At 73.4% G+C, this 10,186-nt stretch carries 9 protein-coding genes; 5 read left to right on the top strand and 4 right to left on the bottom strand.

The annotated features are described in order from the left end of the window. Positions 1-282 precede the first annotated feature (282 nt). Positions 283-1,425: a MalY/PatB family protein gene (locus BLW04_RS17595; protein WP_217631093.1), complete on the top strand. Its 1,143-nt coding sequence runs from the start codon at positions 283-285 to the stop codon at positions 1,423-1,425. 19 nt (positions 1,426-1,444) lie between these two features. Here the strand turns inward: BLW04_RS17595 and BLW04_RS17590 are convergent, their stop codons facing one another. After that, positions 1,445-2,071: a LysE family translocator gene (locus BLW04_RS17590; protein WP_091544151.1), complete on the bottom strand. Its 627-nt coding sequence runs from the start codon at positions 2,069-2,071 to the stop codon at positions 1,445-1,447. 32 nt (positions 2,072-2,103) lie between these two features. Between BLW04_RS17590 and BLW04_RS17585 the strand changes: the two genes are divergently transcribed. Further along, positions 2,104-3,129: a zinc-dependent alcohol dehydrogenase family protein gene (locus tag BLW04_RS17585; RefSeq protein ID WP_091544148.1), complete on the top strand. Its 1,026-nt coding sequence runs from the start codon at positions 2,104-2,106 to the stop codon at positions 3,127-3,129. Positions 3,130-3,136: 7 nt separating this feature from the next. On the opposite strand, the gene BLW04_RS26045 is transcribed toward BLW04_RS17585, so the two are convergent. Together BLW04_RS26045 and BLW04_RS17575 are read right to left on the bottom strand one after the other, a co-directional pair. Next, a complete protein-coding gene (locus tag BLW04_RS26045; RefSeq protein WP_139306888.1) occupies positions 3,137-3,655 on the bottom strand; it encodes a hypothetical protein in 519 nt (172 codons plus the stop codon). Next, positions 3,652-4,539 carry a mechanosensitive ion channel family protein gene (locus BLW04_RS17575; RefSeq protein ID WP_091544141.1) on the bottom strand — a complete coding sequence of 296 codons (888 nt, stop codon included), beginning with the start codon at positions 4,537-4,539 and terminating at the stop codon, positions 3,652-3,654. Before BLW04_RS17575 ends, BLW04_RS26045 begins: the two co-directional genes overlap by 4 nt. Before the next feature lie 350 nt (positions 4,540-4,889). Between BLW04_RS17575 and BLW04_RS17570 the strand changes: the two genes are divergently transcribed. The 3 genes from BLW04_RS17570 (at position 4,890) to BLW04_RS17560 (ending at position 9,524) form a co-directional block, all read left to right on the top strand. Next, positions 4,890-6,593, top strand: a complete 1,704-nt coding sequence (locus tag BLW04_RS17570) for a BCCT family transporter (protein WP_254781746.1) — start codon at positions 4,890-4,892, stop codon at positions 6,591-6,593. A gap of 167 nt (positions 6,594-6,760) precedes the next feature. Continuing rightward, complete coding sequence (locus BLW04_RS17565) at positions 6,761-8,497, top strand: HAMP domain-containing methyl-accepting chemotaxis protein (RefSeq protein WP_091544132.1); 1,737 nt, start codon at positions 6,761-6,763, stop codon at positions 8,495-8,497. Positions 8,498-8,534: 37 nt separating this feature from the next. After that, complete coding sequence (locus BLW04_RS17560; RefSeq protein WP_217631092.1) at positions 8,535-9,524, top strand: acyl-CoA dehydrogenase family protein; 990 nt, start codon at positions 8,535-8,537, stop codon at positions 9,522-9,524. Positions 9,525-9,563: 39 nt separating this feature from the next. Here BLW04_RS17560 and BLW04_RS17555 read toward each other — a convergent pair whose 3' ends face one another. Then, positions 9,564-10,154, bottom strand: coding sequence for a TetR/AcrR family transcriptional regulator (locus BLW04_RS17555; protein WP_091544124.1), 591 nt, complete (start codon positions 10,152-10,154; stop codon positions 9,564-9,566). Positions 10,155-10,186: the final 32 nt, after the last annotated feature.

Raw genomic sequence — 10,186 nt, 5'->3', positions numbered from 1 at the left:
GTTTCTTCACCTGGAAGGTGCTCCTCGATCAGCGTGGCATGGACTCTCGACAAGTCCCATTCTCGCAGGTCAGGGGCACTTTCCGTTTGATCAACTTCCCGTCGAGGCCGGCTGGTATGAAATCTCGAGGCTAGGACGACGGCCACCGCGGGCGCTGTCCGGGGCGACGCGGCCCCCTTCGCATTGCACGGTGTTCGGCTGCACTGCGCGTGGTGCAGCACGTGCAATGCGGGCAGACGGCGTGCAATGCGGGGGTCGACGGTTGCGTGGCACGGTGGGCCGGTGACGACCCCGGTCTTCGACTCGCCCGACGCCGCCCGCCGCCGGCGCAGCGCCAAGTGGCGCACCCACCCGGCCGACGTATTGCCGATGTTCGTCGCCGAGATGGACGTCGCCCTCGCTCCGCCGGTGCAGCGGGTGCTCGCCGACGCGGTGGCCGGCTCGGACACCGGCTACGCGATGGCGGTGCCGGCGCTGGGCGAGGCGCTGGCCGGCTTCGCCGAGCGCCGCTGGGGCTGGACCATCGACCCGGGGCGCGTCGCGCCGGTCCCCGACGTCGGCGTCGGGATGGTCGAGGTGCTCCGGCTGCTGGGTGCCGCCGGCCGACCTGTGGTGTTCAGCCCGCCGGTCTACTCGCCGTTCTGGAACTGGGTCGCGGAGGTGGGCGGACAGGCGGTGGAGGTCCCGCTCACCGACGACGGCTCGTGGCGGCTCGACCTCCCCGCGCTGGAGCTCGCCTTCGCGCAGCGCCCGGCCGCCTACCTGCTGTGCAACCCGCACAACCCGGTCGGGTGGGTGCCCGGGCCCGCTGAGCTGGCCGCCCTGGTGGAGCTGGCGACCCGGTACGGCGTGCCGCTGGTCAGCGACGAGATCCACGCCCCCCTGACGCTGCCGGGGGAGACCGTCACGCCGCTGCTGACGGTCCCCGGCGCTGCGGACGTCGCGCTGGCCGTGGTGTCGGCCAGTAAGGCGTTCAACCTGGCCGGGCTCAAGTGCGCCGCTGTGGTGTCCGGTTCCGCGCCGATGCAGGCCGTCCTGGAGCGGATGCCGCCCGACGTGCGGTGGCGGCCGGGGCATCTGGGCGTGCTGGCCAGCATCGCCGCCTTCACCGACGCCGACGCCTGGCTCGACGCCCTGCGCGGCGCACTGGCCGACCGGTTCGACGTCCTGGGTCACCTGCTCGCCGAGCAGCTCCCGCAGGTGCGCTGGCGGCGTCCGCAGGCCACCTTCCTCGCCTGGCTGGACTGCCGGGAGGTGGGCGAGGGCGACGCGCCGTTCCAGCAGTTCCTCGATCGGGGTCGGGTCGCCGTCGAGCCCGGGCTGAAGTTCGGCGCGCCCGGCTCGGGCTTCGTCCGGCTCAACGTCGGCACCAGCCCCGAGCTGCTGACAGAGGGCGTCGCCCGGATGGCCACCGCGCTGCGGTGACCCGCCGGGTCGGCGCCGGTCAGCTCCGTTCCAGCGCCAGCCGGGCGCCGAAGGCGAGCAGCACGACGCCGGTCGCAGCGTCCAGGCCGCGGCGCACCGCTCGCCGGGCCAGCAGCCGGCGCGCGCGGGACAGCAGCAGGGTGAGTCCGGTCAGGTAGATCAGGCCGAGCGCCGCGTGGCTGAGCGCGTAGCCGATCAGGAGGCCGATGCCGGCGCCGGGGGAGAGGAACTGCGGCAGCACCGCCAGGTAGAAGACCAGCACCTTCGGGTTGGTGATGTTGGACAGGAAGCCCTGCCGCCAGCCGGCCCAGGCCGAGCCGCGACCGGCCCGGCCGCCGTCCAGCGGTGCGTAGTCGCCGCGCACCGCCGAGCGCAGCGACTGGGCGGCGAGCACCACCAGGTAGGCGATGCCCGCCCAGCGGATCGCCTGGAAGACCGGCTCCACCCGGAGCACCAGCGCGCCGAGCCCGGCCGCGGCCGCCACGCCCTGCAACACAGCGGCACTGACCACCCCGAGCGTGCTCCACATGCCCCGGGCCCGGCCGCCGGCCAGCGTGTTGCGCACGACCACCGCGAAGTCCGGTCCCGGCACCAGGACGAGCACCGTGGCGAAGACAAGGAACGTGACGTAGCCGGTCGATGTCATGCCTGATCGTGGCGCACGGCAGGCTATCGGGCGTGCGCGCCCTGGTGTTCGAGGAGTTCGGTGGCCCGCTGACCGTCCAGGAGGTGCCCGAGCCGACCCCTGTGCCGGACGGCGTCGTCGTCGCCGTGGGCGCCAGCGGGATCTGCCGCAGCGACTGGCACGCCTGGTCGGGCCACGACCCCGACGTCGTCCTGCCGCACGTGCCCGGCCACGAGCTGGCCGGCACCGTCGCGGCGGTCGGCGCGCGGGTGCGGAACTGGTCGGTCGGGAACCGGGTGACGGTGCCCTTCGTCTGCGCGTGTGGGCGCTGCGCGCCGTGCCGGGAGGGCGCGGGCCAGGTGTGCCTGCACCAGACCCAGCCCGGCTTCACGCACTGGGGCTCGCTGGCCGAGTTCGTCGCCCTGGATGCCGCCGACGTCAACCTGGTGGCCCTGCCCGAGGGCATGCCGTTCGCCACCGCGGCCAGCCTGGGCTGCCGGTTCGCCACCGCGTTCCGCGCCGTCACCGAAGTGGGAAGGGTGCGGCCGGGGGAGTGGGTGGCCGTGCACGGGTGCGGCGGTGTCGGCCTGTCCGCCGTCCAGGTCGCGGTCGCCGCGGGCGCCCGTGTCGTCGCCGTCGACGTCTCGCCGGGCGCACTCGAGCTGGCCCGGTGGATGGGCGCCGAGGCCGTCGTCGACGGAATGGCCGACGTGCCCGCCGCGGTCGCGGAGCTGACCGGCGGCGGCGCGCACGTCTCGCTGGACGCGCTCGGTTCCCCGGTCGCCTGCGAGAACTCGATCCGTAGCCTCCGACCGCGGGGCCGGCACGTGCAGGTCGGCCTGCTGCCTCCGGCGCAGGGCCGGGCAGCCGTGCCGATGGAGCTGGTGATCGGCCGGGAGCTGGCGGTGCTCGGCAGCCACGGCATGGCCGCGGCCGATTACCCGGCGATGCTCTCCCTCATCGCCGCCGGGCGACTGCACCCCGAGCTGCTGGTCACCCGCGAGCTCGGCCTTGCCGACGCCGGGCCGGCGCTGATCGCCGTCGGCCGCGAGCCGGGCATCGCCGTCGTCACTTCCTGACCGAGCGTCAGGAGCTCGGGGCCGCCGACTCCGGCGCGGACGACGGAGCCGGCGCCTGGCTGGGGGTCGCCGGCGCCGGGGTGGTCGTCGCCGGGGCCCCCGACGTCGTCCCCGATGACGGGGCGCCGGTGTCCGCGGGCCCGGTCGTCTCCGCGCCCGACGTCGTCGTCCGGGACGGGGTGGTCGGACTCTGGGTGGGGCCCGAGGTGGTCGCGACCGGGGCCTCCGACGTCGTCGGTGCGGGCGCCTCCGCGGGAGTGGTCACCGGCGCGATGTTCCCGGCCGGCGTCCCCGACGTCGTGTCGGTGGACACCGGGGGCACGTACAGCAGCCCGGCAATGACGAACAGGGTCCCGAGGGCGACGGTGGAGGTGCGGGCCCGGCCGATCCGGGCGGGCACCGACCGCGGCCACAGGCGCCGCCGGTTGGTCGCCGGAGCCGTGCTGACCTGAGGGGACGTGGTCGCGCGGGACTCGGCGTCCGCGCTGCCCTCGCCGGGGACGTCCTCGGGTGGTGCCGTGCTCACGGGGTCACCCCGGTGGTGGCGGGCTCGGCGATGGTGGACACCTTGATGCCCTCGCGGCGGAAGGCCAGCACGATGCGGGCCCGCAGGTCCCGGCCCACCTCGAACTGCTTGCCGGGCAGGGTGCGGGCCACCACCCGGACGTTGACCTGCTCCAGGCCGAGGCTCTCCACGCCCATGACACTGGGGGCGTCCAGCAGCAGCGGATGCAGTTGGGGATCGTCGAAGGCCTGCTGGCCCACGGCGCGCAGCACGTCGTTGACCCGGGTGACGTCGGTGCCGGCCGCCACGGGGACGTCGATGACGGCGCGGGCCCAGTCGCGGGAGAGGTTCACGACCTTCACGATCTGGCCGTTGGGGACCGTGATGACCTCGCCGTTGGCCGACCGCATGCGGGTGATCCGCAGCGTGACGTCCTCGACGGTGCCGGTGGCCGGGTCGCCGCCGCCGACCACCTGGATGGAGACCACGTCGCCGAAGCCGTACTGCCGCTCGGTGATGAGGAAGAACCCGGCCAGCACGTCGCCGACGATGCGCTGCGCGCCGAAGCCGAGCCCGACGCCCAGCACGGTCGCCGGAGCGACCAGGCCGGTGACCGGGATGCCGATCCAGTCCAGCAGCACGTAGACGGCGCTGGTGTAGATCAGCACCAGCGCCACCCAGGTGAGCACCTGGGCGAGGGAGTGCCGGTGCTTGGCCGCCTCGGACCGGACCAGGGCGTCGGAGTCGGTTGCCTTGGCGTCGATCCTCGTGGTGACCTTGTTGCCCAGCCAGCTGACGAACCGGGCCAGCAGCACCGCGCCCAGGATGATCAGCACGACGCCCAGACCGCGGCCGCGCAGCCACGGGAGGAACTCGGAGACCGGTGGGAGTGCGAGTACGTCCATCGCCGACCAGTGTGCCTGGAACCGGCGAGCGACCCGGGCGGGGGCTCGGCGCCGACGTTCCCGGGTGACCGGGTTGTGATCGTTGTCTGTTTGCGCTGGGCGGTTATGGCGCGCACGGTGGGAGGGCAGGCGCTCCTGCACCAGGGGGCGGCCGCCCCAGCCACCGATGTGAAGGGAGAGGCGCCGGATCAGGGCGCCATACCGAATCCTTGTCGAGTTCATCCAGCGCACCACCCGGGCGCGAAGTCCGCGAGTCGAGCACGAAGCGACGCCGACCGCTCACGGCCCGGCATCCTGCGATCGCTGAGCCGCCGGCCGCGGCCGCCGACCACAAGGCCTCCCTCGACACGGTGGTCTTCGGGCCCGCGGCAGTCGTCGCGCTGGCCTTCGTGGCCTGGGGCTTCCTCGCCCCGTCGAACCTCGGTACGGCCAGCGGTGGCGCGCTGACCTGGATCGAGTCGAACCTCGGCTGGCTGTTCGTCGTGCTGGCATCGGGCTTCGTCGTCTACGTCATCTGGCTGGCGGCCAGCAAGTACGGTCGCATCCCGTTGGGCCACGACGGCGAGCAACCGGAGTTCCGGACCGTCTCCTGGATCGCGATGATGTTCAGCGCCGGCATGGGCATCGGGCTGATGTTCTACGGCGTCAGCGAGCCCCTGTCGCACTACGTGTCACCACCCCCGCGCTCGGTCGACGGCGAGACCCCCGAAGCCATCCAGACCGCGATGGCCACCACGCTCTTCCACTGGACGCTGCACCCGTGGGCCATCTACGCCGTTGTCGGGCTGGCCATCGCCTACGGCACGTTCCGCCGGGGCCGCAAGCAGCTGATCAGCGCCGCGTTCGCCCCGCTGTTCGGCGAGAAGCGGACCACCGGCCCGATCGGCAAGTTGATCGACGTGCTGGCGATCTTCGCCACCCTCTTCGGCTCCGCGGCCTCGTTGGGCCTCGGCGCGCTGCAGATCGGCAGCGGTGTGGAGATCCTCGGCTGGGCCGGCAGCGTCGGCAACGGGGTGCTGGTCGCGATCATCGCCATCCTCACCGCGGCGTTCGTCGCCTCGGCGGTCTCCGGAGTGGCCAAGGGCATCCAGTGGCTCTCCAACATCAACATGGTGCTGGCCGCCGTCCTGGCGCTGTTCGTCTTCGTGGTCGGCCCGACCGTGCTGATCCTCAACCTGATCCCGGACGCCATCGGCGGCTACTTCTCCGACCTCGGCGACATGGCCGCCCGCACCGAGGCCAGCGGTGGGGACGCGATGGCCACGTGGCTCAGTGGCTGGACGGTCTTCTACTGGGCGTGGTGGATCAGCTGGACGCCGTTCGTCGGGCTCTTCATCGCCCGGATCAGCCGTGGCCGCACGATCCGCCAGTTCGTCACCGGCGTGCTGCTGGTGCCCAGCGCGGTCAGCCTCGTGTGGTTCGCCATCTTCGGCGGCGCAGGCATCGCCGCCCAGCGCGACGGGGTGGACATCGCCGGCCAGTCGACCACCGAGGGCCAGCTCTTCGGCGTGCTCGAGCAGTACCCGCTGGCCACCGTGATGACGGTGCTTGTCATGGTGCTGGTCGCGATCTTCTTCGTCTCCGGGGCCGATGCCGCGTCGATCGTGATGGGCTCGCTGTCCCAGCGGGGCACCCTGGAGCCCAGCAAGGGGGTCGTCATCTTCTGGGGCATCGTGATGGGCGCAGTCGCCGCCATCATGCTGCTGGTCGGTGGGAACGACGCCCTGACCGGGCTGCAGAACCTGACGATCATCGCCGCGCTGCCCTTCGCGCTGGTGATGGTGGGGCTGGCCGTCGCGCTGGCCAAGGACCTGCGCTCGGACCCGATGATGTTGCGCCGCGCCTACGCCAGCGACGCCGTCGAGCAGGCCGTGGTCGAGGGCATCACCCGGCACGGTGATGACTTCGCATTGGTCGTCGAGCACGTGCCGGCCGCCGGAGTGACGCCGGATGCCTCCGGTGGGACGGCGGGCACGCGGGAGGTGGGCTCGCCGATGCCGAGCCCGACCGACCACCCCGTGTCAGCAGGGCGGCCACAGGAGCCGCGCGACTGAGCTGGCGCACTCGCTGATCACCATGGGCCGGTCGTTGCCTCGCACGGCAGGAGGCACCAGCCGGCCCGTGGTGCTCTCGCGGGAGCGGCCGCCGTCCCCGGGACCTTGGTCCTGAATCCGTGGACACGGTTGCACTCGCCGTCCGGGCTACCTCGAGGAGCTCGACGATGGTCCGTGACCAGTCCCCCCGCCCCACCACCGAAGCGCCGGTGCGAGCTGGGCGCGGACTGGGCTGGATCGCCGACCGTTCCGTCGCGGTCAAGATCGGCATCACCGTCGGGCTGCTGGGTCTGGTCTCGGTCGGGCTGACCGGCCTGGCCACTGCCCGGATCGGGGCCATGAGCGACCAGCAGCAGGCGCTGTACAGCCAGAGCGTCGAACCGCTCACCCAGCTGTCCGACCTGCAGCGCTCCTTCCAGGGCGACCGTGCCCGCTACATCACCTATCCCCTGGTGGACGACGCGGGCCGGGCCGAGCTGCGCACCGAGCTGGCCAAGCGGCAGGACACGCTCCAGCAGCAACTCGCCGCCTACGAGCCGCTGGCCACCAGCCCCGACGAGTTCGCTGCGCTCACCGAGCAGCTGGACAGCTGGTACGCCGTGGCGACGCAGCAGCTGGTGCCGGCCGCGGACGCCGCGCGCGCGGCGTCCGCGGCGGCGGACACGTCGGCGGCGAGCACCGGACGGGGCAGTCAGGCAGCGGCGGCGGCCGCCGCGGAGGAAGCGGCGCAGGCTTCCTCCGCCAGCGGGAGCGTCGTGACCGGCCCGTTGCAGGACGCCACGGACACCCTGATGGACGAGATGCAGACCGAGCTGGACACGCAGACGGCCGCGGCCGGCGCGGTCAACGACAAGGGCCACGCAGACGCGGCCAGCTCCATCCGGCTGCTGTGGGCCGTGCTGATCGCCAGTCTGCTGGCGACCGGGGCACTCGCCCTCTGGGTGATCCGGCAGATCACCGGCACCGTCGCCACCGTGAGCCGCACGGTCGAGGCCATGGCCACCGGTGACCTCACGGTCGTCCCCGAGGTCCGCTCCGCCGATGACCTCGGCCGGATGGCCCAGTCCCTCGGCGCAGCCCAGCAGCACCTGCGGTCGGTGCTGGCCGGGGTGGCTGCGTCGGCGGATGCGGTGGCGGCGTCGTCGGAGGAGTTGTCGGCGTCGTCGGCGCAGATCTCGGCGTCGGCGGAGGAGACCAGCGCGCAGTCCGGGGTGGTGTCCTCGGCGGCGGAGGAGGTCAGCCGGAACGTGGCGACGGTGGCGGCGGGTGCTGAGCAGATGGGTGCTTCGATCCGGGAGATCTCGCAGAACGCGAACGAGGCGGCGCGGGTGGCGGCGACGGCGGTGGCGGAGGCGGAGGCGGAGGCGACGACGATCACGATCACGAAGCTGGGGACGTCGTCGCAGGAGATGGGTGCGGTGGTGAAGGCGATCACCTCGATCGCGGAGCAGACGAACCTGCTGGCCCTGAACGCCACGATCGAGGCGGCGCGGGCCGGTGAGGCCGGTAAGGGGTTCGCGGTGGTCGCCAACGAGGTGAAGGAGTTGGCGCAGGAGACGGCGCGGGCGACGGAGGACATCGCCCGTCGGGTGGAGGCCATCCAGGGTGACACCACGAAGGCGATCGCGGCGATCGGCGGCATCTCGGAGGTCATCGGGTCGATCAACGACTACCAGCTGACCATCGCCTCGGCGGTGGAGGAGCAGACCGCGACGACGAATGAGATGTCCCGGTCGGTGCAGGAGGCCGCCGGGGGGTCCACCGAGATCGCCACCAACATCACCGGTGTGTCCGCCGCGGCCAGCTCCACCACCCAGGCCCTGGGCCAGACCCGGGTCGCAGTCGACGAGCTGTCCCGGATGGCCTCCGACCTGCGCAGCGCCGTGGGCGCCTTCACCTACTGAGCGGCCGCGCCCCAGACCCCGCGGGACGATGGTCGGCGTGATCGACATCGTCCCTCGCGCCCGCCGGCTCGCCCAGGAGCTGCTGTTCCCCGCTGCCGGCCAGGTGGACGCCGCGGGTCAGGTGCCCGCCGGACACCTGGACGCCCTCGCCGCGGCCGGGCTGTACGGGCTCACCGGCCCGGTCCACGCCGGTGGGCTGGGCGCCGACCGGACGACGGTGGCGGCCGTGGTGGAAGAACTCGCTGCCGGTGACCTGTCCGCCGCGTTCGTCTGGCTGCAGCACCTCGGAGTGGTCTCCGCGGTGGCCGCCGGGCCGGCGGCCCTCCGCGGGGACCTGCTCGCCGACCTGTGCGCCGGGCGATGGCGGGCCGGGGTGGCGCTGCAGGCGGCCACCCGGCCCGGCCCGGCTGCGGTGCGGGTGCGCCGCGAGAGCGACGAGCTGGTGCTCGACGGCGATGTCCCCTGGGTGACCGGCTGGGGGCACATCGACCTGGTGCTCGTGGCCGGCCGGGACGAGTCCGACGAGCGGGTGCTGTTCGTGCTGGTCGACGCGGTCGCCGGGCCGACCATGACCGTCCGGCCGCAGCGCATGGTCGCCGTGACGGCGAGTGCGACGGTCGAGCTGGGTCTACGTGGGCACCGCGTTCCGGCCGCCCGGCTGACCGGCGCGGTGCCGCTGGCCGAGCTGCGCGCCGGGGACGCCGCAGGGCTCCGGCCCAACGGTTCCCTGGCCCTCGGGCTCGTCGTCCGGTGCGCACGGCTGCTGGGCTCCTCGCCGCTGGACGCCGACCTGGCCGCCGTCCGTGTGCGGCTGGACACCGCTCCCCCCGAGGAGCTCGCAGCGGCTCGGGCGGCCGCCGCCGCGCTGGCCCATCGGGCCGCGGGCCTGCTCGTCGCCGCAACCGGCAGCCGCGCCGTGCTCGCCGGCGCCGATGCCGAGCGCACCGCCCGGGAAGCGTTGTTCCTGCTGGTCTTCGGCTCGCGCCCGGCGATCAGGGCGGCACTGGTGGCCGAGCTGGGCGGCTGAACCGGCCGGTTCAGGGCAGCCGGCGGACCCGCACCACCATCAGCGCGGGGCGACCCCGGCGACGACGAGGCCGGCGAGCTCGCGGTACGCAGCGGCGTCGTCCAGGCCGGTGGTGGCGGTGATATCGCCCCGGTGGATCGCGGCCATCACCTGCGCCACCGCCGCGCCGACGAACGAGGCGTGCACCGGCCGCACCGTGCCGGCCGCGACGCCGGCGCTGACCAGCTGCTGCACCCGGGCGGCCGCAGAGCGGGTGTTGTGCTCGTAGATCTCCCGGGCCGGGGCGAAGGTCGCCACATCGGCGAAGAACGCCGGGGACGCCGGCTGCAGCTGTTCGGCGACGGCCAGCAGGTAGGCGCTGATCTGCTCGCGGTGATCGGCGGGGGCGGCGACGTGCTCCTCGACCGCCGCCGTGGCGCGCTGGAAGAACCGCTTGACCGCGGCCACGACCAGCTGTTCCTTGCTCGCCGCGATCCCGTACAGGGTGCTCTTGGAGCAGTGCAGCCGGCGGGCCAGTTCGTCGAGGGTGACTTCGGCGAACCCGTCGGTCAGCACGAGCGCGACCAGCTGGTCCAACAGCTCGTCGCGGCGCGCCTGGGTGCGGGTGGTGCGGCTGTCCAGCGACGTCATCCGGGCCTCCTCGCGGCGAACCGGACAGTAAC

The sequence above is a fragment of the Modestobacter sp. DSM 44400 genome (assembly GCF_900107175.1).
In the GTDB taxonomy this organism is placed as follows: Bacteria; Actinomycetota; Actinomycetes; order Mycobacteriales; family Geodermatophilaceae; genus Modestobacter.
This window is presented reverse-complemented; position numbering and strand designations above follow the sequence as displayed.

Bases quoted from the DNA above. Each gene is read 5' to 3' on its own strand.
- BLW04_RS17590 (WP_091544151.1), bottom strand. From the start codon at position 2,071: ATGACATCGACCGGCTACGTCACGTTCCTTGTCTTCGCCACGGTGCTC.
- BLW04_RS17575 (WP_091544141.1), bottom strand. From the start codon at position 4,539: ATGGACGTACTCGCACTCCCACCGGTCTCCGAGTTCCTCCCGTGGCTG.
- BLW04_RS17565 (WP_091544132.1), top strand. From the start codon at position 6,761: ATGGTCCGTGACCAGTCCCCCCGCCCCACCACCGAAGCGCCGGTGCGA.
- BLW04_RS17555 (WP_091544124.1), bottom strand. From the start codon at position 10,154: ATGACGTCGCTGGACAGCCGCACCACCCGCACCCAGGCGCGCCGCGAC.